A 22,941-nucleotide genomic window follows, 5' to 3' on the forward strand; every position below is an offset into this window, starting at 1 on the left:
GCGTCAGCTGTCGGCGCCGCCGGCTCGCAGCGTGTCCAGGTCGGCCTTGACCGTGTTGATGGGGATGGCGAAGCCGAGGCCCACGCTGCCGTTGCTGGATGACGATGTGGAGGAGTCCGAAGAGGACGAGTACATCGCCGAGTTGATGCCGACGATGTTGCCGTTCATGTCGATGAGCGCGCCACCGGAGTTGCCGGGGTTGAGCGACGCGTCCGTCTGAATGGCCTTGTACGTCGTCTTGGACGAGCCGGTGTCGCCGTTGAACTCCTGGCCGCCGTACTCGAACGGCCACTGGCCGCTCCCGCCGCCCTGCTGTTGCTGCTGCTGTCCCTCGTCGGTGGAGACGGTGACGTCACGGGCGAGCGCGGAGACGATGCCGCTGGTCACGGTGCCGGTCAGGCCCTCGGGTGAGCCGATCGCGACGACGTCGTCGCCGACCTTGACGCCCTCGGAGTCGCCGAGCGTCGCGGCCTTGAGGCCCGAGGCGTTCTTCAGCTTGATGAGCGCGAGGTCCTTCTTCGCGTCGGTGCCGACGACCTCCGCCGTGTACGTCTTGCCTTCGCTCGTCGAGACCTTGACGGAGGAGGCGCCGGACACGACGTGGTTGTTGGTGACGATCTCGCCGTCGCTCGTGATGATCACGCCGGAGCCGGTCGAGGAGCCGGAGCCGAGCGTCGCGTTGATCTCGACGATCGACGGGCTGACCGCCTCCGCGACGCCGGACACGGTGCCCTTCTTGCTGCTGGGCACCACCGTGGTGCTGGTGGAGGACGAGGCCGTGTTGGAGCCGGTGAGTTCCTGGAAGCCGTACGCGGTGCCGCCGCCGACGGCCGCCGCCGCGATCGCCACCGCCGTGATGAGCCCGGCCGGTCCGCGCAGCCGCTTCTTCTTCGGGCTGCCGTGCTGCGGCTGTTCGTGCTGCGCCTGCTGCTCGTGCTCGTGGCGCGGCTGCTCGTGCGTCTGCTCGGAGAGCACCACGCCCGGCAGGTACGGGGGCTGCGGAGGATAGGCCTGGGAGTCATCGCCGCTTCGGCGGTAGGTCTCGGTCATGGCACCAAGCCTGTGGCGCGTACATGAGAGCCGGCTGAGTACGTCCTGAGAGTCCCAGCAGAACCCTGTTTGCCCGAAGTAAAGACGGGTCGGTGGAGCCTACGGGCAGCCGCAGGACTGCCGGACGACCAGCCGCGAGGGGAACAGCTTCAGCCGCTCGCGCCGCGACCCGGCCACCCGCAGCGAGTCGTCCAGGACTAGGTCCACGGCGGCGCGCGCCATCGCGGGCCGGTCCGAGGCGACGGTGGTCAGCGGCGGATCGGTGAGCCCCGCCTCCTTCACGTCGTCGAACCCGGCCACCGCCAGCTCGCCCGGCACGTCGAGGCGCAGCTCGCGCGCGGCCCGCAGCACACCGATGGCCTGGTCGTCCGTGGAGCAGAAGATCGCGGGCGGCCGGTCGGGCCCGGCCAGCAGGTCGAGCGCCACCTTGTAGGCGTCGTAGCGGTTGTACGGCGCCTCGAAGAGCCGGCCGTCGATGGACCGACCCGCCTCCTTCATGGCGCGGCGCCAGCCCTCGACGTGGTCGGAGACCGGGTCGCCGACGGAGGGGGTGTCCGCGGTGCCGCCCAGGCAGGCGACGTACTCGTGGCCGTGCTCCAGGAGGTGCCGGGTGGCGAGCTGGGCGCCGCCGACGTCGTCGGTGACGACCGCGACGTCGTCGATCGCCTCGGGCCGCTCGTGCAGCAGCACGACGCGGGCGTCCCAGGCCTCGATTTCGTTCGCCGCCAGGTCGTTGAAACCGTGCGAGACGAGGATCAGTCCTGAGACCCGCATGCCGAGGAACGCGCGCACATAGTGGACCTCACGGTCGGGCGTGTAGTCCGAGTTGCCGACCAGGACCATTTTTCCGCGCTCCGCCGCCGCCTGTTCGACGGCGTGCGTCATCTCCGCGAAGAACGGCTGGCGCGCGTCCGGCACGATCATGCCTATGAGGTCGGTCCGCCGCGAGGCCATGGCCTGGGCGACCCGGTCGGGCCGGTACCCCAGCTCCTTGATCGCGGCGAGCACCCGCTCGCGCGTGGCCGGGGCGACCGGCCGGGGTCCGTTGTTGATCACGTAGGACACGACGGCGGTCGAAGTACCCGCCAGTCGCGCCACATCGTCCCGAGTCACCTTGGCCACGCGCGGAGTCTACGCGGATGGACCACCCTCTGGGCAGGGCGTGAGCCCCTCCGCTAACGGCGCACGGGGGCCGGGCGGCCCACTCCGTCCACGGGGGACGGAACCTTGTCCGTGTTTTCTGCGGTATCCGCCTTGTTCGAGGCCGCGGCCCGCTGCTCGGCCTGCTGTTCCGCCTGCTTCTCGGCCCGCGCCTCGGCGTTCTTCTCCGCCTTCTTCTCCGGCTTCTCCGGAGTGACGAAGCGGTAGCCCACGTTGCGTACGGTGCCGATGAGCGACTCGTGCTCGGGCCCGAGCTTGGCCCGCAGCCTTCGCACGTGGACGTCCACGGTCCGGGTGCCGCCGAAGTAGTCGTAGCCCCAGACCTCTTGGAGCAGCTGGGCGCGCGTGAACACGCGGCCGGGGTGCTGCGCCAGGTACTTCAGGAGCTCGAACTCCTTGAAGGTCAGGTCGAGGACCCGGCCCTTGAGCTTCGCGCTGTAGGTCGCCTCGTCCACCGACAGATCACCGTTGCGGATCTCCATCGGGGAGTCGTCGGTGACGATCTGCTGCCGGCCCATCGCGAGCCGGAGCCTGGCCTCGACCTCCGCGGGTCCCGCGGTGTCCAGGAGTACGTCGTCGATGCCCCAGTCCGCGGTGACGGCCGCGAGGCCGCCCTCCGTCACGACGAGCACCAGCGGACAGCCGGGCCCCGTCGAGCGGAGCAGCTGACAGAGGCTGCGGACCTGCGGGAGGTCCCGGCGGCCGTCGATGAGGATGACATCGGCACCTGGGGTGTCGACGAGTGCGGGGCCCTCCGCCGGAGCCACTCGCACGTTGTGCAGGAGCAGGCCGAGAGCGGGGAGCACCTCCGTCGACGGCTGAAGGGCATTCGTAAGGAGCAGCAGAGAACTCATCGCCGCCCACCTGCCTGGGTCGTCATACGTTCGTGCACGGTTCGCTCGCCCATAACGTCTGGTTCCTCCTCGGGTCCCTACGAGGACGTTTGCGGCACTGCTTCGTACTGGCAGGAGACCCCGCGCCCTGGGGTCTGACCTGCTGTTTTGCCAGTGTTTTCGGGGCGTCGTATACAACGCCCCTGAAAGCACAAAAGGACCCGGGGGCTGCATTGCCCGAGTCCTCTTCCCAGCAGAATAGCCCACATGAGTTGGGGTCCGGCAGGTGACAAGCGTGGATCTTCTGTGTGGCCCATCACTGAACGGAGACAGCGCGTGATGCTCCGGACACGCGACGGAGTCGCCATCGACGCCTCCTACGAGCCCGGTCCGGGCGGCCCCGAGGCCCCGGCGATCGTGCTCGCGCACGGCTTCACCGGAGATCTGGAACGGCCCCATGTGCGCCGCGCGGCAGGGGTGTTCGCGCAGCGTGCGGCCGTGGTCACGTTCTCGTTCAGGGGGCACGGACGGTCCGGCGGGCTGTCCACGGTCGGCGACAAGGAAGTGCTCGATCTCGCGGCGGCGGTCGAATGGGCGCGCTCGCTCGGCCACGCGCGCGTGGTGACGGTCGGCTTCTCCATGGGCGGCTCCGTGGTGCTTCGGCAGGCCGCGCTGCACAGGGGGCGCACGGAAGCGCACGTTGACGGGGTCGTCGCGGTGAGCGCCCCCGCCCGGTGGTTCTACCGCGGCACGGCCCCGATGCGGCGGGTGCACTGGGCGGTGACCCGGCCCGCGGGGCGCCTGGTCAGCCGCTACGGGCTGCGCACACGGATCCACCCGTACGACTGGGACCCGGTCCCGCTCTCCCCGGTCGAGGCGGTCCCGCTGCTCGCGCCGACCCCGCTGCTCGTGGTGCACGGCGACCGCGACCCGTACTTTCCCGTCGACCACCCCCGGATGCTGATGGGTGCGGCGGCCGACGGTGGCGCGGAGCTGTGGCTCGAAGCGGGGATGGGCCACGCGGAGAACGCGGCGAGCGACGAGCTGATCGAGCGGATCGGGGCGTGGGTCGCGGCGAAGCTTGCCGCACAATAGGACGCCGCACACAGAGCAGTACCGAGAGAGCAGAGCGGGACCGGGAGGAGTCGGGATGGCGCAGGGCACGATCCGCTTCTGGGCGGCGGCCAAGGCCGCCGCCGGCGTCGCCGAGGAGCCGTACGAGGCCGAGACCCTGGCGGCGGCGCTGGACACGGTGCGCACGCGGCACCCCGGCGATCTCGTCCGGGTCCTCCAGCGCTCCTCGTTCCTGGTCGACGGGGATCCGGTCGGGACCCGCGGCCATGAGACGGTACGGCTTGCCGAGGGCGGCACGGTCGAGGTGCTCCCGCCGTTCGCAGGAGGATGACACCCCGATGAGCAACAACCAGCAGTACCCGTACCAGTACGACCCTCAGTACGGGACGCAGTACGACGCGTACGGGCAGCCGCAGCAGTACCAGGCCGAGGCCACGCAGCAGTGGGAGGGCAGTACGTGGGACACCCAGGTGCAGCCGCAGGGGTACGAGGGGCTGCCGCCTCAGCAGCAGTGGTCGTACGAGGCTGTGCCGCAGGGGCCTGAGACGGGGCCTGCCCCGCAGGTGCCGGAGGCGCCCACCGCGCGGGGCTCTGCCCCGGACCCCGCGGGCTCTCGTCCCAGTGCGGGGCTTGAAGCGGCCACCGCCGCCCAGCGCGCCCGCGCTGAGGGCCGGTCGCCCATCATCGAGCCCGGGCTGCAGCCCGCCGCGCTCACCGCCGTGCTTGCGCTGTTGCTCGCCGGTGGTGCCGCCATCGGGTCGTACGCGCTTCTCGTGCCGTTGGTGTTGCTGCAGGCGGTCACCGCCGCGGGGTGGTTCCGGCTCAACGGGATGTGGCCCGCCCGCCAGGGCATCGCGCTCGCCTTCATGGGCGGTGTCGTCGCGGACATCGCGCTGCTCGTGGCCGGCCGCGACAACGGCCCCGCCGCGATCCTCGGCACGCTCGGCGTCTGGGTGCTGCTCACCCTGGTCCTCCAACTCCGTTCGCACGCCGACCCCGACGAGCGGATGTACGGCCTGATGGCGACGGTCGCCTCGGCGGCGCTCGCGATCGTGGCGACCGGACATCTGGCGGCCGAGCCCGACGCGGTGACGGTCGGCGGTGTGGCCGTGGCGGTCGCGATCCTGGCCCGCGCGCTGCCGCTGCCGACTGTCGTGTCCGTCGTCGTCGCGCTGCTCGCGGCCACCGGTGCGGGGATCGCCGCCGGCGGTATGACGGACCTGGGGTCGGGCGGTGCCTTCCTCGGCCTCGGCGCGGGCGCCTGCGCCGTCATCGGCCATCGGGTCGCGTCGTACGACTACCCGTCGCGCTTCGTGCACATGACGGCGGGTGTGGCGCTTCCGCTGGCCGCTGCCGCACCGGCGGTGTGGTTGCTGGGCCGCGCCCTGGGCTAGCGGTCGTCCGGCGCGGTTCGCGTACCCTCCGGGCCATGCGCGCACTGCGAATACTGCTCATATTTGTCGTCGTCATCGGCGGCCTCTTCGTCGCGGCCGACCGCATCGCGGTCCACTTCGCCGAGAGCAAGGCCGCCGACAAGATCCGCACGAGCGAGGGGCTCGGGCAGACCCCCGACGTGTCGATCAACGGCTTCCCGTTCCTGACGCAGGTCGCGGGCGGCACCCTGGACGACGTCGAACTCGGCATCCAGGACTTCGAGGCGAAGAGCGGCAAGAGCGACGCCGGCATCCGTATCGCGGACCTCAAGGCCGAGATGCACGGCGTGAAGTTCAACAGCAGCTACAGCTCCGCCACCGCCGACTCGGCCACCGGCACCGCCCGTATCGACTACACCGAGCTCCTCAAGGCCGTGAAGAAGGAGGGCCCGGCGCAGGTCGCCCCCGGCGTCACCGCGTGGATCGACGGGCTCTCGTACGCCGGTGACCACAAGGCCAAGGTCACGGTCGCGATCAAGACCCCGCTCGGCACGGTGCGGCCCACGGTGCGCAGCACGATCGACGTCGACGGCGGCAAGGTCTCCGCGCACGCCGACAGCCTGCCGGACGTGAGCGCGTTCCGGCTGGCGGAGGGCCCGATCCGAGGCGTCATCGACTTCCAGCAGGCGCTCGACGACCTGCCGGCCGGCATCAAGCTCGACCGGGTGCAGGCCGTCGACAAGGGCATCGAGATCACCGTGAAGGGTTCGGACCTCGACCTGGTCGGGTAGGCCCGGGGAGATGCCGAAACGGGCCGGGGACAGCGCCGGTCCGAACTGCGAGACAACGGCGTCCGCAGAGTAGATGTCGCCGGGCGTCCGGCGGTGCGGCGGCGGGGCGAATGCCGTCCCGGATCGCGATCGTTCTCATATTCCGGACGATCTCGTCTCATCATCCGACACGCCGGTGACACGGCCGCCGGTACGTCCTTACGATCGGACCCATGAAGCGACAGGCGGATCTCACGAAGCGGCGGGCAGTAGACCTGTGCCGCGTCGCCGCCATGCTCTGTCGCGCCGTCTGAGCGGGACGGATCAACTCCCGCTTCCCCCGGACCCCTTGAGGCCTACGTCTCGGGGTCCCCGTGCAGCCACGCACACCCCTTTCGCATACCCCCGCAACTGCCCCGGAGGAATCAGCATGAGCCGCAGCGACGTCCTGGTAGACGCCGACTGGGTCGAGGCCAACCTCGACAACGACAGCGTGGCCATCGTCGAGGTCGACGAGGACACGTCCGCGTACGACAAGAACCACATCAAGAACGCGATCCGGATCGACTGGACCAAGGACCTCCAGGACCCGGTCCGCCGTGACTTCATCGACCAGGCCGGCTTCGAGGAGCTGCTGTCGAAGAAGGGCATCGGCAACGACACGACCGTCGTCCTCTACGGCGGCAACAACAACTGGTTCGCCTCCTACGCGTACTGGTACTTCAAGCTCTACGGCCACCAGGACGTGAAGCTCCTCGACGGCGGCCGCAAGAAGTGGGAGCTCGACTCCCGCGACCTGGTCGACGGCGCGCAGGTCCCGAACCGTCCGGCCACGCAGTACAAGGCCAAGCCGCAGGACACGTCGATCCGCGCCTTCCGCGACGACGTCGTCAACGCGATCGGCAACCAGAACCTCGTCGACGTGCGTTCGCCCGACGAGTTCTCCGGCAAGCTGCTCGCCCCGGCCCACCTCCCGCAGGAGCAGTCGCAGCGTCCGGGCCACGTCCCGTCCGCGCGCAACATCCCGTGGTCGAAGAACGCCAACGACGACGGCACGTTCAAGTCGGACGACGAGCTCAAGGCGCTCTACGCCGACGAGCAGGTCGACCTGTCGAAGGACTCCATCGCCTACTGCCGCATCGGTGAGCGCTCCGCGCTCACCTGGTTCGTGCTGCACGAGCTGCTCGGCCAGGAGAACGTCAAGAACTACGACGGCTCGTGGACCGAGTACGGCTCCCTCGTCGGCGTGCCGATCGAGCTCGGCGCCAACAAGTAACCCAAGCGACCTTTACTTCCTAGGAGAGCAACATGTGCGGAGCGAAGGCCGGCGGCCCCGACGCCTCGACGATCAAGCCCGGTGAGACCACCATCCAGGGCCAGGTGACCAAGGACGGCGAGCCCGTCACCGGTTACGTGCGCCTGCTGGACTCGACCGGCGAGTTCACCGCCGAGGTCCCCACCTCGGCCACGGGCCAGTTCCGCTTCTACGCGGCCGAGGGCACGTGGACGCTGCGCGCCCTGGTCCCCGGCGGCCAGGCCGACCGTACGGTCGTCGCCCAGACCGGCGGCCTCGCCGAGGTCGCGATCGCCGTCTGAGCGATCACTCGCAACGGCTGAAGGGCCGCACCCCGCCTGGGTTGGACGCCACTGGTACGGGTGCGGTCCTTCGGCATGTGTCCGGGGCTCGCAGGGGCTTACGCTGAGGGTATGTACGCGCGGCGCAAGCACGCCTACTTCGCCATGATGGGCGTATGCATCGCCCTGTTCGTCCTGGCCTGGGGCGTCGTACGGATCTGGTCGGTGCCCGCGGCCGTCGCCATGTGCGTCGTCGCCATGGTCATCCCGCCCTTCGCGGCCATCGTCGCCAACCGGCGGGGGCCCGACGACCGCTGGTGGGACGATCCCTCCGGCGATCCGAAGTCCGACGAGTGGTGGGACGAACTGGACGGCAAGAAGCGTCACCAGTGACACCCGAGGACACCCGGGCGGCACCCGCTGTGACCGACCTCGCCGAGAGCGCCGGTGCCCGGACGACTACAGTGGGGACCGGCTCTGTTATCCGCATACGTTCCGCTCACCGAGGAGCAATCCCGTGCTTGAGGCCTTCTTCTCCACCCTTCTCGTCCTGGTCTGCGTCGGCGTCGTCGCCTTCGCGGGTCTGACCGTGAAGAAGCTGTACCAGGGCCAGCGCTGACCCCCCACTGAGAGACGTCTGAACCGCTCATGATCCAGATCCCGTCCGACCTGCACCCCGACCTCGTCCCCCTCGCCTTCCTCCTGGGCGACTGGGCGGGCGCCGGCGTCACCGACTTCCCGGGCGCCGAGAAGGCCAACTTCGGTCAGGAGGTCTCCTTCACCCACGACGGGCGGGACTTCCTGGAGTACCACTCGCACTCCTGGATCCTGGACGCCGAGGGCAACAAGGTGAAGCCCTTGGAGTCCGAGTCCGGCTTCTGGCGGATCTCCGCCGCCGAGGGTGACAAGGGCCGCCCCAGTCAGGTCGAGGTCGTCATGGTCCGCGACGACGGCGTCGTCGAGGTCTGGTACGGCGAGCTCGCCGACAAGAAGCCGCAGATCGACATCGCCACGGACGCGGTGGCCCGCACGGCGGCCTCCGGCCCGTACAGCGGCGGCAAGCGCCTCTACGGCTACGTGAAGAGCGACCTCATGTGGGTCGGCGAGAAGCAGACCCCCGAGGTTCCGCTGCGCCCCTACATGTCGGCCCAGCTCAAGAAGGTCGTCTCCCCGGAGGAGGTCGCCGACATGGCGCGCAACCTCCCGGACATGCCGGACGACGGCATCGCGTTCTTCAAGTAGTTCTAGACTCGTCGGTGTGGTGAGCACCGAAGGCATCGACTGGAAGAGCGATCTGCGGCAGCGCGGCTACCGGCTGACGCCGCAGCGCCAGCTTGTCCTGGAAGCCGTGGACACCCTGGAGCACGCGACCCCCGACGACATCTTGTGCGAAGTGCGCAAGACGGCGTCGGGGGTCAACATTTCCACGGTCTACCGGACCCTCGAGCTCCTGGAGGAGCTCGGGCTCGTCTCGCACGCCCATCTCGGGCACGGCGCGCCCACCTACCACCTCGCCGACCGGCACCACCACATCCACATGGTCTGCCGGGACTGTACGAACGTGATCGAGGCGGATGTGGACGTCGCGGCGGAGTTCACCGCCAAGCTGCGCGAGGAGTTCGGTTTCGACACCGACCTCAAGCACTTCGCGATCTTCGGGCGCTGCGAGAACTGCGCCAAGAACGCCAAGGACGCCAAGGACAAGGCGCGGACGCAGGAATAGACAATGGGCGGGCGCAGGAATAAGCGCGTCCGCCCACTCGTCGTAGTGTGTGTGAACATGCAGCGACATTCAACGAGCAGCCCCCTGCTGGCCCTGCCCGGCGCCGTCCCTGCCGAGGGCGTGGACGAAGGCGTCGCCGCGCACTATGGCGACCTGTTCCGCGAGCAGCGCGCCCTCGCCGACGGGACGGGCGTCGTCGACCTGTCGCACCGCGGCGTGATCACGGTCACCGGCGCGGACCGGCTGAGCTGGCTGCACCTGCTGCTCACCCAGCATGTGGAGCAGCTGGAGCCGGGCCTGGCCACCGAGGCGCTGATCCTCTCCGCCAACGGACACATCGAGCACGCCCTGTACCTCGTCGACGACGGCACGACGACGTGGGCGCACGTGGAACCGGGCACGCAGGAGTCCCTCCTCGCGTACCTGGAGTCCATGAAGTTCTTCTACCGGGTCGAGACCGCCGACCGGACCGACGAGTTCGCCGTCGTGCACCTCCCGGCCGGGTCGATCGCGCCGGTGCCGGACGGGGTGGTCGTGCGCGAGACGCCGCACGGCCGCGATCTGTTCCTGCCGCGCGCCGACCTGGAGTCGTACGCGAGCGAGAACGGCCCGGCGGTCGGGCTGCTCGCCTACGAGGCGCTGCGCGTCGAGCAGCACCGTCCGCGCTTCGGCTTCGAGACGGACCACCGCACCATTCCGCACGAGCTGGGCTGGATCGGCTCGGCCGTGCATCTGCAGAAGGGCTGCTACCGGGGGCAGGAGACCGTCGCCCGCGTGCACAACCTGGGCAAGCCGCCGCGGCGGCTCGTCTTCCTGCACCTGGACGGCAGCGAGGTGCACCTGCCGCCGCACGGCGCCGAGGTGCGGCTCGCCGCGGACGGCCCCGAGGGCCGCAAGATCGGTGTCGTGACGACGTCCGTACGCCACCACGAGCTCGGCCCCATCGCGCTCGCGGTCATCAAGCGGAACGTGCCGGCCGACGCGGAGCTCCTCGCGGAGGCCACGGCGGCGGCGCAGGAGATCGTCGTAGAACCCTGATCTGCTGAGGAATCACATCTCCAGCAGCACCGTGAACGGGCCGTCGTTCGTCAGGGACACCCGCATCTGTGCCCCGAACCGGCCCGTCGCCACGGTCGCGCCGAGCGCCCGCAACTGCGCCACGACCTCGTCGACCAGCGGCTCGGCGACGGGGCCCGGCGCGGCGGCGTTCCAGGTGGGGCGGCGGCCCTTGCGGGCGTCTCCGTACAGCGTGAACTGGCTGATCACGAGGAGCGGCGCGTCGATGTCGCTGCACGACTTCTCGTCCGCCAGCATCCGCACCGACCAGAGTTTGCGGGCCAGTTGGGCCGCCTTCTCCTTGGTGTCCTCGTGCGTGACCCCGACGAGGACGCACAGGCCCTCGCCCTTGATCTCGCCGACCGTCTCGTCGTCCACGACGACGCTCGCGCCGTCCACCCTCTGCACCACTGCTCGCATACGGCCATCATGCCGTGCGCCGTTTTTTCCTTCTCCCCAAGGGGTTTGGCATACTCCCCAACCCCCCATCCGGGGCGGATCTGGGGCACTCGGGCCCGAAGTGGGCACTGGGAGTGGCACCATGCTGACACGCGGTGCGTCGGTGGCGTGCGGCGCGGTCCGGTCGAGGGGACGGTAAGCAGACCATGGATACCCATGCCATGAGCCACACAACGAGTACGGGGCTGCCCGGGCAGCCCGTATCGCTGACGCACAGGGAACGGATGGCCCCGCTGACCCGCCCGCCGGCCCAGCGGACCGACAGCCCGGAACTGCCCGCCGCGCCCGCCGTGGACCTGGCGGCCCTGCGCCTGCCGGAGCTGCGTACGCTGCGCCGCGACTCCCAGCAGAACGAGGCGGACCTGAGCTACGTACGACGCCTGCTCCAGGGCCGGATCGACATCCTGCGGGCCGAGTTGGGCCGGCGGAAGGACCCCGAGTCGCCGGTCGTGGACCGGCTCTCGGAGATCCTGCGGGACCAGCCGACGCGGCAGCGCTCGTCGGCCCGGCACGTCACGCTCGGCACGCCGCACAGCGAGGAGTCCCGGCGCCTCGCCCAGGAGATGCTGGCCGAGGTCGAGCTCTCCGACCTGGCGGCCCGCACGGACGACGAGCTGCTCGCCGCGATGGGCCGCCTCGTCCGCTACGAGCAGCTGGTCTCGCGCCGCCGCCACCAACTCCAGCGCACGGCGGACGACTGCAGCGCGGAAATCGCCCGCCGCTACCGGGCAGGCGAGGCCCAGGTGGACGACCTCCTGACCGGTTCGACGGGCTTCACCGGCGACTGAGGGGCACATCAAGCCCGCTCTTTGGACGAGAGCCCGCGGGGGCCGGGGCGGAGCCCCGTGACGTGGGAAGAATCCGGGCGACACGCACGCCGGGCCCCGCCTAGCGTGAGCTCATGAGTAACCGTGCCGCCACCCCTGATGACCGCGAAGCGATAGACGTCCGGGCCGTCACCGAGGACGAGCTGCCCGAATGGTGCCGCACCCTCAACACCGGCTTCCTCCGCCCCCCGACCGCCTCACCCCAGACGGTCGCCAAGCGCCGCGCCCACTTCGACCTCCCCCGCACCCGCGCCGCCTTCGCCCCCGCCGGAGGCGGCGGCACCCGCCAGGTCGCCACCTTCCGCTCCTTCGCGCAGGAGCTCACCGTCCCGGGCGGCGCCACCGTCCCCACGGACGCGATCACCAACGTCACCGTCAGCCCCACGCACCGCCGCCGCGGCCTGCTCAGCCGCATGATGGCGGCCGACCTCGCCGAGGCGAAGGAGCGCGGCGACGTCGCGGCCACGCTGATCGCCGCCGAGTACCCGATCTACGGCCGCTTCGGCTTCGGCCCCGCGACCACCACCACGACCTGGGAGATCGACGTGGTGCGGTCCGGCGTCGACGCCCGCTGGTCGGGCCCCGGCGACGGCGGCCGGGTGGACCTGTCCGACGCCGAGGAGATCCGCAAGGTGGGCCCGGAGCTGCACACGAAGCTGCGCGGCCGGGTCGCCGGTCTCGTCTCGCGCGGCGAGCAGTGGTGGCAGTACAACACCGGCCTGTGGCCGACCCCGGAGGACCCGTGGACGGAGCCGTTCTACGCGGTGTACCGCAACGCGCGCGGCGAGGTGGAGGGCCTGGTCGCGTACCGCACGGAGGCCCGGTTCAACGACCACGTACAGCCGACGTGCACGGCGAAGGTGCAGGACCTGCTCGCTCTCACCCCGGCCGCCGAGCGGGCCCTGTGGCACTTCGTCTGCTCGGTCGACTGGGTCACCGTCGTGGAGAGCGGGCACCGCGCCCCGGACGACCTGCTGCCCGACCTTCTCCCGGACCCGCGCGCGGCCCGCGTGACGCAGCAGGCCGACTTCCTGTGGGTGCGGATCCTGGACGTCGTACGGGCCATGGAGGCGCGCTCGTACGACACCAGCGGGGAGATCGCGTTCGAGGTGCTCGACCCCGCGGGGCTCGCGGGCGGGCGGTTCACGTTGACGGCGGCGTCCGGCGGAGCGGTCTGTTCGCCGGACGCCGCCTCCCCCCAACTCACGGTCGAAGTACGCGAGTTGGGAGCCATGTGGTTGGGCGGCGAGTCCGCGGTGCGGCTCGCCGCCCTGGGGCGGATCGTGGAGCACGAGGAGGGCGCGGCCGCCGGGTTCGGCGCCCTGCTGCGGACCTCGCGGCGGCCGTGGTGCCCCGACGTGTTCTGAGTCGCGGCCCCACTCACGTACGACGTACTGACCGACCGGGCTCCCGGCTCCCCTCCGGAAGGGAGCCCGGTCAGCCGCTCTGGGCGAGCAGCATCACGAGGATGGCGGCCCCGATGCCGCTGATCACGGTGTTCTTGGCCTTGAGGCCGATGGACAGAACGATGAAGGCGATGATGCCCATCGGCCCGTACTTCCACTGGATGAGTTGCTCGAATCCGATGGCGAGTGCGGCGATGACGATGGCGAAGAGCGGCATTGTCCTACCTCCTTCAGGACCTGAGGTCCTCGTGGTGACCAACTTCAGGTCCCCCGACCATGTCCGGGAAGTTGGTCACCAACTCAAAGGTAGTTATCTCCGTTGAAGGGCGTCTCATAACCACCTTCACCTCAACTCCCCAAAGATGGCGGGAAGTTGTAGGGTTTGGTTGTGAGCGGGGAACATGCCGCCGTCAATGGACGGCCCAGGTCACAGCGGGCGCGCTATACGTACCGCGAAGTGGCCGACGCGCTGCGCGACCGGATCACGTCCGGTCGCCTGAGCCCCGGCCAACGGATGCCTACACAGGCACAGTTGGCGGGCGAATTCGGTGTGGAGCGCTCCGCCGTACGTCAGGCGCTGCGCATTCTGCATTCCGAGAACCTGTTGGTGAACGCCACGAAGGGCAGCCCGGCCACGGTCGCGCAGCATCCGAGGCCCGCGCTGCTCGGCCCCGAGGCGCAGCCGCAGTCGACCATGGTGACGCTCGCTCCACGCATCGCCGAGGCCTTCCAGAAGTCCGACGTGGAGATCGACGCCTTGTGCATGACGGCGGTCTCGCTGACGCTCGCGATGGGCGAACCGCTGCGCCTCATCCACGAGGGGCGTACGAAACCGGCCAGAATCCGGGTGCGGGTGCTGCTGCCCAGCCGGGACATCGATCTCGCGTTTCCCGCGCCCGCGCCACCGGTCGTCGAGCCCGCGTCGCGGGCGGCGGAGGCCTCGCGGACGGAGGCGGCGGTGGGCGGCAGGCTGCGGCGCGACTGGCTGGCGCAGCGCAACGCGCAGGGGCAGGTGCTGCGCCACAATCTGCTGGCCCTGCGGACCACGCACGACATGGACGTCACGGTGGAGTTCCGCGCGCTGCCGTTCACGCCCCCGGTCAAGCTCTACCTGCTCAACAGCAACGAGGCGCTGTTCGCGTACTACACGCTGTCCAGACGCGACGCGCAGATCGACCATGAGCGGGTGGATGTGTACGACGCGCAGGGCGTGCGGCAGAAGCTCTTCGCGTTCGAGAACGGGGCGGGGCTGCGCGACACGACCTTCGTGGAGCAGTCCCATCTGTGGTTCAACGGCCTGTGGAACACGATCAGCCAGGACCTGTGGCTCAGCTCATGACGCCGGTCCCGGCCAGTAGGGGCGTGCCCGGTCAGTGCAGCGCGGGTCCGGCCACCGTGAGGGCGAGCAGCACGCCGCCCATCGAACTGCACGTGGCGTTCCTGGCCTTGGCGCCGATGGCGAGCAGGAGCAGGCCGGCGAGGCCGGCCGGACCGTAGTGCCACTGGGCGAGCTGCTCGAAGGTGAGCACGACCACCGCGGAGAGGAGGCTGAGAACGGACATGGAGGTTCCTCCTGCTTCGGCGTTGCGTTGCTTCGCTGATGGGCCTTACTTGGTCTCCTTCGCTGCCACCATTGGCCACCTTCTTCCAAGTTGGCGACCAACTGCACTGGAGTTGTCCCCACTTGGTCGTGGTATATAAACGGGAGGACGACAACTCTCGCCAAATCACGGCGAGTTGTGCCGTTTGGTCGGACCCAGGGGAGCAGGGCGTGGCGGACATGGCAGACGCGACACTGAACGGCAGGAGAAGGCTCACGGCCCAGGAGATCGCCGACCAACTCCGCGAGCGCATCAGGGAGGGCGCGCTGCGGCCGGGCGACCAACTGCCCACGCAGGCCACGCTCGCCGATGAGTTCGGCGTCGAGCGCGGCACGGTCCGTCAGGCGCTCCAGCTCCTGGAGACGGACGGCCTGCTGAGCAAGCGCAGCAAGGGCAGCCCGCCGCGGATCGCCCCGGGGAGCGCCGCGCGCGACGAGCCGCAGCCGTCGATGGTCGCGCTCGCCCCCCGCCTGGTGGAGGCCTTCCACGCCACCCACGTCCGTATCGACGCGGTCTGCATGACCTCCGAAACCCTGATGCTGGCCCTCGGCGAGCCGCTGCGCCACATCCACGAGGGCCGCATCCGCCCCGAATCCCTCGACGTACGCATCCTGCTGCCCAGCCGCGACATCAACCTTGCCTTCCCGGTACCGGTGCCGGACGGCAGCGACGGGATCGACCACGACGAGGGCGTCGCGGTGCACAACCGCTGGCTGGCGCAGCGCAACGCGCAGGGCCAGGTGCTGCGCCACAACCTGCGCTCCCTGCGCTCCTCGCACGACATCGACGTGCGGGTGACCTTCCGCGCGCTCCCCTTCACCCCGCCGGTCAAGCTCTATCTGCTGAACCAGTCCGAGGCCCTGCTCTCGTACTACATGGTCACGCGGCGCGAGGAGGAGATCGACAACGACACCAAGCTGGAGATGTTCTCGGCCACCGGCACGCAGGCCCTGCTCTTCTCCTTCGAGGAGCGGGCGGGCCACCGCGACCGGACCTTCGTGGAGGAGTCGCAGAAGTGGTTCGACGCCCTCTGGGAAACCATCACCTCCGACCTGACACTCTCCTAGTGACTTCAGAGATGACGAAGCAGACTGTTCCGGTGGCAGAAGAGACCGACCCCCAGTGGGAAATGACCGGAGTCAGCGACGCACGCGAGGAAGGCTCGCTCAGAGAGCTGATCGAGGGCGCGTGCCATGTGCTGCTCGATTTCGACGGCCCGATTTGCCGACTGTTCGCGGGGCGGCCAGCGGCGGTGATCGCACGAGAACAGGTGGATTGGCTGGATGCGCAGGGGCTCGGCGACGTACTGACGGCGGGTGAGCGCGAGGACCACGACCCGCACACCGCGTTGCGTCGCCTCGGTCGGGAGCGGCCGGGTACTGACTTGGTCCTGGAGATGGAGAGCCGGCTCACAGGGCAGGAGTTGCGCGCTGTCGCCTCGGCCTGGCCCACACAGCACGTGGACCCGCTGATCCGCACCTGGACGGCGGTCGGCATCCGCCTCGCCATCACCACCAACAACTCGGCCGAAGCGGCCCGCCGCTACCTCGCGAGCCGAGGCCTGTCGGACTGCTTCGAGCCCCACATCTACGGCCGCACCCGGGACCTGGCACTCCTCAAGCCGGACCCGCACTGCCTCAACCGCGCCATGTCGGCGATGGGCGCGGCGCCTGGGACCACGCTGATGATCGGCGACGCCGCGACGGACCTGGTGGCGGCGCGGCAGGCAGGCGTGGCATTTCTGGGCTACGCGCGTAATGCCCGCAAAGAGGCCGCGCTGCGGGATGCGGGGGCCCAGCAGGTGACCGCAACCCTGGAGCCGATCATCGACATTCTGCGAGGCCGCAGCTGACCTGCGATTCCCTCGTCCTTTGGGGCAAGCCAGGGGTAGTTGGCAGCCAACTGCCTTAGTCTTGTGAAGACTTGGTCGGGGGTGAGGGGAGGCCGTCGTGGTGAACGCGAATACGGAGAACACCCCCAGACCCGCCGCCGAAGAGATCGCCGACATCCTGCGCAAGCGGATCCTCGGCGGAGAACTCAAGTCCGGCGAGCGCCTCCCGACACAGGCCATGCTCGCTCGAGAGTTCGGAGTGGAGCGCGGCACGGTTCGCAACGCGTTGCAACTGCTGCGTACCGACGGCCTGTTGACGAATGTGCGCAAGGGCAGCCCGCCCACGGTGTCCCGACCGGAACAGCATTCCGTGCCGGGTGCGCAGTCGGCGCGGAGCATCCTGGGCCCACGCCTGGTTGCCGCCTTCGAGGCGCCGCACGTCTACGTGGATGTGGCGAGCCTGACCGGGGAGACGCTGGTGACGGCTCTTGGGGAACCGCTGGGGAAGGTGTACGAAGGGAAGCTGCGGCCGAAGTCGGTGCAGGTGCGAATGGTGGTGCCGAGGCCGGGCGGAAACGTCGACTACCCGGCTCCCGCCGTCGGTTGGGGCTTCGACGAGAAGCTCGACAGGGCGGTCAAGCAGCGCAGCCGGATCCAGTGGACCTCGCAGCAGATGGTGCTGGACAACACCTTCAAGCGCCTGCGTGACAACGGCATCGACGTGAGCTTCGAGTGCCGCTTCGTCTCCGGAGTGCCGACGCGCAAGGTGTACCTCCTGAACAGGCAGGAAGCACTGGTGGGGCACTACGTTCCGGATCGGTTCGAGCGGGAGATCGACGACTACGAGGGCGCGGACACGGTGGAACTCGTGGACGTGGAGGGCTTCGAAACCGAGATGCTCTCCTTCGAGCGTTCCAACGGCCTGGACCATGCCGCCTTCGTGGACGGGGAACAGGCGATGTTCGACGGCCTCTGGGAGCACGTCGCGCGGCATCAGGACTGAATGTCCCCGTCGCGGACCACGGCCTCGATCACCGGCAGCAGCGAGGTGAACACCAGGCTCGCCCCCTGCCCGGACATGCGGCTGAGCTCTTCGCGGTCATCCGTGCACCCGATGAAAGCCATGCGTGCAGCTGAGGCCGCCTGCAGGTCGGACGCCCTGTCGCCCACGAGCAGGCATCGTTCAGCGGGTAGTTCCAGTGCCGCCATCGCGCCCAAAAGCGTGTCGGGCGCGGGTTTCATCCGGCTGAGATCGAGTGGGTCCCGGCCGTAGACACGCGTGCCGAAGGCGGCGTCCATGCCGTGCGCCCGGAGGAACGAGCGGATCGGCTCGGCCGCGTTGTTGCTGGCGATGGCCAACCCCTTTCCCGCTGCACCGAGACGGGCCACCAGGGCGGCGATGTGGGGCGTCGCCGACGCGGAGTAGACCGCCTCCTGTTCGTAGGCGGTGATCAACTCGGTGACCCGCGCAATAACTTCGGGCGGCGCGGTACGCAGCTCGTTCAGGAGGTCGTGCGTGTCGGTGACCTTTGTGAGGGACGGCGGAACCTGCTCGTGGTTCCCCCAGACGGCACCCTTGATGGCGGCCGTTTGTTGGGCGGTGCCGTGCGGGAACAGCCGACATACGGGCCCGTCGAAGTCGAACACCACGCCGTCGGCCCTTCGAAGCGCCTTGCTCAGTGCGTTTCGCGGTGAATCGCCCCGTGTTTCGCTCATCTGGTCAGTGTGGACCAGCGAGGGAGCGTCGGTCGGCATGCTGCGCGTGACCGGAGTGGCTGCGGCACGTTGACGATGCGGGGTAATTTTCTGGTTTCCCGAATGGCTGGACCACTTCCCTGCAAAGAGAGTGCTAACCATGGTACAAACGGCGCCCACCCGGGGCCTGCGGAAGGCCCTGGCGCTGAGCGCCGACGAGCGGGCGATCGAAGGCCCGCTCAAGGGATTTCACCATGAGACCTATGTGCTGCCGTTGAACAGACCTCCAGCCGGCGGAACCGGCCAGGGCAGGTGGAAGTGCAGGGAACCGCGAGAGGGACTCTTCTGGTTCGACCGGCGCTGTTTTGCGTCGGAGGAGGAGCTCATCGAGGCGCTGGGTTCACGTGTCACGCGCGTTCCGGGTCTCATCAAGGTCGGCGACGTGCGGCTGCAGCGCTTCGTTGAGGGGAGCACCCTGGGCAGCCTGCATGCAGCAGGGACCCGCGTACCCCAGCGCCTGGTGGAGGCCGTCATGGGCCTCTTTGAGGAGTTGGTCACCATCCGGCCGGGGGACCTGTCCCTCAAGCGCCGGTATGAGGATGAGCACGGAGTCGAGGACGGGGACACGGAGGTCTTTCTGCAGCATCTGGTCCGCTTTGTGCAGCAGGACGTGTACGCGGCCCACCGGGACACGTTCGGTGGGCTCTTCAATGCGCTCGGTGTGGACGAGGGGTCGTTCGACTCGCTGTACAAGTTGATCCAGGGTGTTAAGGCTCGCCCCTTCGGTCTGCTGCACGCGGATCTGCATCGCGAGAACCTCGTCGTCGACAGCCTAGGTGAACTGTGGGTGATCGACTGGGAGTTGGCCATGTTCGGTGACCCTCTGCACGACCTGGCCACTCACCTGCATCTGATGCGCTACCCGTGTGAGCAGGAACGTGAGGTCGTTGGGCGATGGCGGTCGAGTGTGGAGCGGGCCAGGCCTGGCAGCTCCCGGGGGCTCGAGGAGGATTTGCCCAAGCTGCTCGGGTATAAGCGGGCCCAGTCGGTGTTCACCGACGTGATCCGTACGGGCCTGCGGCTTCGTGCGGTGTCGGAGCGGGGGGCGCGGCGGACGCAGGTGCTGACCAGATCTGCGCGGAAGGTATACGGCGTCCTCAAAGCCGCTGCGGAGCCGCTGGGGCTCGCTGATGTGCCCTCGGCCGAAGCGGTCGGGGATGTGTTCCTCGACTGGGTCTCGGATACGCCGGACATGCCCAACTCTTCTTGTCCGACGCGGGGTTGATGGCATTGGTGCCTGGCATGACCATGTCTGTATGACTCGAGGTGGGAGCGGTCCCAGCGGACGTGTCGGCGCGCGGGGTCCGAGAGAGTTCGCGGCAAGGTTTCGTCCGGTGCTGGTGCGTGGACTCATGGCGGGCATTTTTCTCGCCGGTTTGGTGGCGAGTTTCGTCAAGCCGTTCGGTGACTTCTTGGAGGGGCGGGCCCTTCTGGGTGGATCGCTGCTCAGTCTGGTCGCCTTCCTGCTGTACGACGCGATCGTGGACCTTAGGAACACCGTTGACCAACGGCCCGTTCCGAGTCGTGTCGTGACTTCCGACGACCTCAAAGGGCGGGTGGAGGCCGCCTTCTCCGGGCGAAAGGTGGAGATCCGGTTTCTCGGTTACACAGGGGAGACCCTTGTGCGCGGAGTCGACGAGTGTCTGCGCCGCCTCTTGAGCGACCGCAGGGATGTGGAAAGCATCGACATCCGGATCCTGATACCAGACTTCAGACAAAGGATGGCGGTTCCCTCGCTGGTCGGCGAGGATCGCAGGCCCATCGACGACGGGACCTACCGTCGGCGCCTGGAGGACAAGGCGCGCGACAACGAGGGGATGCTCAAGGGTGCCGTGGAAGGGCTGCGCTCGCAGGGATGGCCATCGGAGCGCGTCCTGTCTTGCCAGTACCGGGTGTTCCACGGGTTCCCACGCGACAAGCTGGTGATTCTCAACGCGGAGAGCGTGCTGCATGGCCTCTATGACGTGCGGACGACTCGGACCATGAGCGGCGGGACCTACTACGACCCGCAGGGTGCCAACACCTCGATGGTGGAGGTGGCCCGTGGGAAGGAAGGCCTGCAAGTGGGGCACGGGGTCGACGCCTGGATCAAGCACTTCGACGGCTTGTGGGAGCTCGCGTCGCTGCCTCGGTGGAGCGAGTCCGACCCGTCCTGATCGGCTCGTCGGGTGAGGCAGGTGCGTACCCTCCTCCTCATGACGCCCCCCGCCCCCGGCCTCCGCGAGCTCAAGAAGCGGCGGACCCGGCAGACCCTTTCCGAGGCCGCCGTTCGGCTGTTCATGGAGAAGGGGTACGACAACGTGTCCGTGGCCGAGGTCGCGGCTGCCGCGGAGGTGTCGAAGCCGACCCTGTTCCGGTACTTCGCGGCCAAGGAGGACCTCGTCCTCCACCGGTTCGCGGATCACGAGGACGAGGCGGCGCGGGTCGTCGCGGGCCGGGAGGACGGGGAGGCGCCGCTCGGGGCGTTGCGGCGGCACTTTCTGGAGGGGCTGCGGCGGCGGGATCCGGTGACCGGGCTGTGCGACCACCCGGCGGTGCTCGCGTATCAGCGGATGCTGTACGGGACGCCGCAGTTGGTGGCGCGGCTGTACGGGTATCAGGAGCGGTCCGAGCGGGCACTCGCGGAGGCGCTCGGCGGACCCGCGGTGCGGGCGCGGATCGCGGCCGGGCAGATCGTGGCCACGCAGCGGATCCTCGCCGAGGAGAACGTGCGGCGGATCGTGGCCGGCGAGTCCGCCGATGAGTTGGAGGCGGTGGCCGTGAGCACCGCCGAGGAGGGGTTTCGGCAGTTGGGGGAGGGGATCGGGCGGGATTTCGGGTGAGCGCCCCCTGCCGCCCCGGTGTCGCGCGGAACACTTTTGCAAGCAGGCGCTTGCAATAGTTAGCGAGGATGCGGCACCATCGACGTATGGCATCGCTCAACGTCGGAAGTCTCGGCGAATATCTGCGCGAGCAGCGTCGCAACGCGCAGTTGTCGCTCCGTCAGCTTGCCGACGCCGCCGGAGTGTCCAACCCGTACCTGAGTCAGATCGAGCGCGGGCTGCGCAAGCCGAGCGCGGAAGTTCTGCAGCAGGTCGCCAAGGCGCTGCGGATCTCCGCGGAGACGTTGTACGTGCACGCCGGCATTCTCGACGCCGAGCGCGAGCGGACCGAGGTGGAGACGCGCGCCGTCATCCTCGCCGACCCGCTGCTCAACGAGCGTCAGAAGCAGGTGCTGTTGCAGATCTACGACGCCTTCAGGCACGAGAACGGCGACAGCGACGGCGAGCCGAACAGCGGTGAGCCGGATAGCGGTAAGCGCGACAGCGGCGAGCCCGACGGCGGCGATGCCGAGCCCTCAAGCAGCAGTTGATGTGATCCGGGAGGACCACGCCATGGCCATCAAGGACGACCTGCGCAAGACCCTCACCGACCCGACCCCGCTCTACTTCGCCGCCGGCACCGCCGAGCTGGCGTACCAGCAGGCCAAGAAGGTGCCGGGGATCGTCGAGCAGCTGCGGAGCGAGGCGCCCGCCCGCCTCGAGTCCGTGCGGCAGACCGACCCCAAGGACGTGCAGGACAAGGCGACCACCCGCGCCAAGGAGGCGCAGGCCGCCCTCACGGCGAGGGTGAACGAGATCGTCGGCACCCTCGACGCCGACCTGAAGAAGTTCGGCGAGAGCGCCCAGGAGTTCGCGCTGCGCGGCGTCGGTTACGCCGCCGAGGCCGCCGTCAAGGCGCGCGAGACGTACGAGAAGGTCGCCGAGCACGGCGAGGAGGCCGTGAAGGCGTGGCGCGGCGAGGCCGCCGAGGAGATCAACGAGCTGGCCGTGGCCGTCGAGCCCGAGCCGGCCGACGAGTCGAAGGCGGAGGCCAAGGAGACGTCGGCCGCCGACACGGACAAGTCCGGCGCCGCCAAGAAGACCGCGGCCAAGAAGACCACCGCGAAGAAGACGGCCCCCGCGGCCAAGAAGACCGGCTCCGGCTCCACGCCGCCCGCCAAGTAGGACCTACGCCGACGGGCCGGGCACTTGTGGAGTGTCCGGCCCGTTGTCCGGGTACCGTGGCCGTGGTCGGAAGGTCCCTTGAGCAGACTTGAGCAGATTCGGGTGGTGGCGTTGTGCTGATGCAGGGGTTCGCCAATGTGATGTGGCTGCTGAGCATGGCGCTGATCATCTTCAGCGGCTTCGCGCTCGTCGACGCCGCCATCCGGCGTGAGGACGCCTACCGCGCGGCCGACAAGAAGACCAAGCCGTTCTGGCTGATCATTCTCGGGATCGCGTTCGTCGTGAACCTGCTGTTCCCGATCCTGTCGTTCCTGCCGATCATCGGGCTCATCGCGACCATCGTGTACATGGTGGACGTGCGGCCCGCCGTCAAGCAGATCAGCGGTGGCGGCGGGGGCCGCAAGGGCGGCTCCAGCAGCGACGGGCCGTACGGTCCGTACAACGGCGGCCGCTGACCGAAT

30 protein-coding genes are annotated in these 22,941 nt (G+C 69.2%); 23 read left to right on the top strand and 7 right to left on the bottom strand.

What is annotated here, in order from left to right:
• Window positions 1-3 precede the first annotated feature (3 nt).
• From ACYSUO_RS33625 to ACYSUO_RS33635, 3 genes are all read right to left on the bottom strand, one after another.
• Window positions 4-1,050, bottom strand: a complete 1,047-nt coding sequence (locus ACYSUO_RS33625) for a S1C family serine protease (RefSeq protein WP_461780010.1) — start codon at window positions 1,048-1,050, stop codon at window positions 4-6.
• Between the two features lie 99 nt (window positions 1,051-1,149).
• A complete protein-coding gene (locus ACYSUO_RS33630; protein ID WP_461780011.1) occupies window positions 1,150-2,172 on the bottom strand; it encodes a LacI family DNA-binding transcriptional regulator in 1,023 nt (340 codons plus the stop codon).
• Between the two features lie 53 nt (window positions 2,173-2,225).
• Window positions 2,226-3,065 (bottom strand): winged helix-turn-helix domain-containing protein, encoded by an 840-nt coding sequence (locus tag ACYSUO_RS33635; protein ID WP_461780012.1) that lies wholly within the window; start codon window positions 3,063-3,065, stop codon window positions 2,226-2,228.
• A 246-nt stretch (window positions 3,066-3,311) separates the two neighbouring features.
• Between ACYSUO_RS33635 and ACYSUO_RS33640 the strand changes: the two genes are divergently transcribed.
• From ACYSUO_RS33640 to ygfZ, 11 genes are all read left to right on the top strand, one after another.
• Window positions 3,312-4,139 carry an alpha/beta hydrolase gene (locus ACYSUO_RS33640; RefSeq protein WP_461780013.1) on the top strand — a complete coding sequence of 276 codons (828 nt, stop codon included), beginning with the start codon at window positions 3,312-3,314 and terminating at the stop codon, window positions 4,137-4,139.
• A gap of 55 nt (window positions 4,140-4,194) precedes the next feature.
• Window positions 4,195-4,449, top strand: coding sequence for a MoaD/ThiS family protein (locus ACYSUO_RS33645; protein ID WP_266712497.1), 255 nt, complete (start codon window positions 4,195-4,197; stop codon window positions 4,447-4,449).
• Between the two features lie 7 nt (window positions 4,450-4,456).
• On the top strand, window positions 4,457-5,512 hold the full coding sequence (locus ACYSUO_RS33650) for a hypothetical protein (RefSeq protein WP_461780014.1): 1,056 nt from the start codon (window positions 4,457-4,459) through the stop codon (window positions 5,510-5,512).
• Window positions 5,513-5,547: 35 nt separating this feature from the next.
• The gene (locus tag ACYSUO_RS33655) at window positions 5,548-6,282 is read left to right on the top strand and encodes an LmeA family phospholipid-binding protein (protein ID WP_461780015.1); all 735 of its coding nucleotides are present in this window, start codon (window positions 5,548-5,550) and stop codon (window positions 6,280-6,282) included.
• A gap of 212 nt (window positions 6,283-6,494) precedes the next feature.
• Window positions 6,495-6,575, top strand: a complete 81-nt coding sequence (locus ACYSUO_RS33660) for a putative leader peptide (protein ID WP_350962106.1) — start codon at window positions 6,495-6,497, stop codon at window positions 6,573-6,575.
• Between the two features lie 116 nt (window positions 6,576-6,691).
• On the top strand, window positions 6,692-7,537 hold the full coding sequence (locus ACYSUO_RS33665) for a sulfurtransferase (protein WP_461780016.1): 846 nt from the start codon (window positions 6,692-6,694) through the stop codon (window positions 7,535-7,537).
• 32 nt (window positions 7,538-7,569) lie between these two features.
• Window positions 7,570-7,857, top strand: coding sequence for a DUF1416 domain-containing protein (locus ACYSUO_RS33670; RefSeq protein WP_266712503.1), 288 nt, complete (start codon window positions 7,570-7,572; stop codon window positions 7,855-7,857).
• 111 nt (window positions 7,858-7,968) lie between these two features.
• Entirely contained in the window at window positions 7,969-8,229 is a 261-nt protein-coding gene (locus tag ACYSUO_RS33675; protein WP_461780017.1) for a DUF3099 domain-containing protein, read from the top strand.
• Window positions 8,230-8,484: 255 nt separating this feature from the next.
• Window positions 8,485-9,078 (top strand): heme-binding beta-barrel domain-containing protein, encoded by a 594-nt coding sequence (locus ACYSUO_RS33680; protein ID WP_461780018.1) that lies wholly within the window; start codon window positions 8,485-8,487, stop codon window positions 9,076-9,078.
• A gap of 16 nt (window positions 9,079-9,094) precedes the next feature.
• Window positions 9,095-9,559: a Fur family transcriptional regulator gene (locus ACYSUO_RS33685; protein WP_461780019.1), complete on the top strand. Its 465-nt coding sequence runs from the start codon at window positions 9,095-9,097 to the stop codon at window positions 9,557-9,559.
• Window positions 9,560-9,616: 57 nt separating this feature from the next.
• A complete protein-coding gene (gene ygfZ, locus ACYSUO_RS33690; RefSeq protein WP_461780020.1) occupies window positions 9,617-10,597 on the top strand; it encodes a CAF17-like 4Fe-4S cluster assembly/insertion protein YgfZ in 981 nt (326 codons plus the stop codon).
• Window positions 10,598-10,609: 12 nt separating this feature from the next.
• On the opposite strand, the gene dtd is transcribed toward ygfZ, so the two are convergent.
• Window positions 10,610-11,035 carry a D-aminoacyl-tRNA deacylase gene (gene dtd / locus ACYSUO_RS33695; protein WP_266712508.1) on the bottom strand — a complete coding sequence of 142 codons (426 nt, stop codon included), beginning with the start codon at window positions 11,033-11,035 and terminating at the stop codon, window positions 10,610-10,612.
• Between the two features lie 263 nt (window positions 11,036-11,298).
• Between dtd and ACYSUO_RS33700 the strand changes: the two genes are divergently transcribed.
• Window positions 11,299-11,862, top strand: a complete 564-nt coding sequence (locus ACYSUO_RS33700) for an RsiG family protein (protein ID WP_461780070.1) — start codon at window positions 11,299-11,301, stop codon at window positions 11,860-11,862.
• 113 nt (window positions 11,863-11,975) lie between these two features.
• Entirely contained in the window at window positions 11,976-13,268 is a 1,293-nt protein-coding gene (locus ACYSUO_RS33705) for a GNAT family N-acetyltransferase (RefSeq protein ID WP_461780021.1), read from the top strand.
• Between the two features lie 70 nt (window positions 13,269-13,338).
• Here the strand turns inward: ACYSUO_RS33705 and ACYSUO_RS33710 are convergent, their stop codons facing one another.
• Window positions 13,339-13,524, bottom strand: a complete 186-nt coding sequence (locus tag ACYSUO_RS33710; RefSeq protein WP_461780022.1) for a hypothetical protein — start codon at window positions 13,522-13,524, stop codon at window positions 13,339-13,341.
• Window positions 13,525-13,689: 165 nt separating this feature from the next.
• On the opposite strand from ACYSUO_RS33710, the gene ACYSUO_RS33715 reads away from it, so the two are divergent.
• Window positions 13,690-14,646, top strand: a complete 957-nt coding sequence (locus ACYSUO_RS33715) for a winged helix-turn-helix domain-containing protein (RefSeq protein WP_461780023.1) — start codon at window positions 13,690-13,692, stop codon at window positions 14,644-14,646.
• A 31-nt stretch (window positions 14,647-14,677) separates the two neighbouring features.
• Here the strand turns inward: ACYSUO_RS33715 and ACYSUO_RS33720 are convergent, their stop codons facing one another.
• A complete protein-coding gene (locus ACYSUO_RS33720; RefSeq protein WP_461780024.1) occupies window positions 14,678-14,869 on the bottom strand; it encodes a hypothetical protein in 192 nt (63 codons plus the stop codon).
• 218 nt (window positions 14,870-15,087) lie between these two features.
• Here ACYSUO_RS33720 and ACYSUO_RS33725 point away from each other — a divergent pair, with 218 nt between their 5' ends.
• The 3 genes from ACYSUO_RS33725 (at window position 15,088) to ACYSUO_RS33735 (ending at window position 17,742) form a co-directional block, all read left to right on the top strand.
• Window positions 15,088-15,975, top strand: a complete 888-nt coding sequence (locus ACYSUO_RS33725; protein WP_461780071.1) for a GntR family transcriptional regulator — start codon at window positions 15,088-15,090, stop codon at window positions 15,973-15,975.
• The gene (locus ACYSUO_RS33730) at window positions 15,924-16,760 is read left to right on the top strand and encodes an HAD family hydrolase (RefSeq protein WP_461780025.1); all 837 of its coding nucleotides are present in this window, start codon (window positions 15,924-15,926) and stop codon (window positions 16,758-16,760) included. The genes ACYSUO_RS33725 and ACYSUO_RS33730 overlap by 52 nt, the downstream gene beginning before the upstream one ends.
• Window positions 16,761-16,857: 97 nt before the next feature.
• A complete protein-coding gene (locus ACYSUO_RS33735; RefSeq protein ID WP_461780026.1) occupies window positions 16,858-17,742 on the top strand; it encodes a winged helix-turn-helix domain-containing protein in 885 nt (294 codons plus the stop codon).
• On the opposite strand, the gene ACYSUO_RS33740 is transcribed toward ACYSUO_RS33735, so the two are convergent.
• A complete protein-coding gene (locus ACYSUO_RS33740) occupies window positions 17,733-18,455 on the bottom strand; it encodes an HAD family hydrolase (RefSeq protein WP_461780027.1) in 723 nt (240 codons plus the stop codon). The genes ACYSUO_RS33735 and ACYSUO_RS33740 overlap by 10 nt on opposite strands.
• Before the next feature lie 139 nt (window positions 18,456-18,594).
• On the opposite strand from ACYSUO_RS33740, the gene ACYSUO_RS33745 reads away from it, so the two are divergent.
• From ACYSUO_RS33745 to ACYSUO_RS33770, 6 genes are all read left to right on the top strand, one after another.
• Window positions 18,595-19,719 (top strand): phosphotransferase family protein, encoded by a 1,125-nt coding sequence (locus ACYSUO_RS33745; RefSeq protein WP_461780028.1) that lies wholly within the window; start codon window positions 18,595-18,597, stop codon window positions 19,717-19,719.
• 109 nt (window positions 19,720-19,828) lie between these two features.
• Complete coding sequence (locus ACYSUO_RS33750) at window positions 19,829-20,650, top strand: hypothetical protein (protein ID WP_461780029.1); 822 nt, start codon at window positions 19,829-19,831, stop codon at window positions 20,648-20,650.
• Between the two features lie 39 nt (window positions 20,651-20,689).
• The gene (locus ACYSUO_RS33755) at window positions 20,690-21,316 is read left to right on the top strand and encodes a TetR/AcrR family transcriptional regulator (RefSeq protein ID WP_461780030.1); all 627 of its coding nucleotides are present in this window, start codon (window positions 20,690-20,692) and stop codon (window positions 21,314-21,316) included.
• An 86-nt stretch (window positions 21,317-21,402) separates the two neighbouring features.
• Complete coding sequence (locus ACYSUO_RS33760) at window positions 21,403-21,846, top strand: helix-turn-helix domain-containing protein (RefSeq protein WP_461780031.1); 444 nt, start codon at window positions 21,403-21,405, stop codon at window positions 21,844-21,846.
• Window positions 21,847-21,868: 22 nt separating this feature from the next.
• Window positions 21,869-22,480 carry a hypothetical protein gene (locus ACYSUO_RS33765; protein WP_461780032.1) on the top strand — a complete coding sequence of 204 codons (612 nt, stop codon included), beginning with the start codon at window positions 21,869-21,871 and terminating at the stop codon, window positions 22,478-22,480.
• A 119-nt stretch (window positions 22,481-22,599) separates the two neighbouring features.
• Window positions 22,600-22,935: a DUF2516 family protein gene (locus ACYSUO_RS33770; protein WP_461780072.1), complete on the top strand. Its 336-nt coding sequence runs from the start codon at window positions 22,600-22,602 to the stop codon at window positions 22,933-22,935.
• Window positions 22,936-22,941 lie beyond the last annotated feature (6 nt).

This window comes from Streptomyces sp. UC4497 (assembly GCF_054871485.1).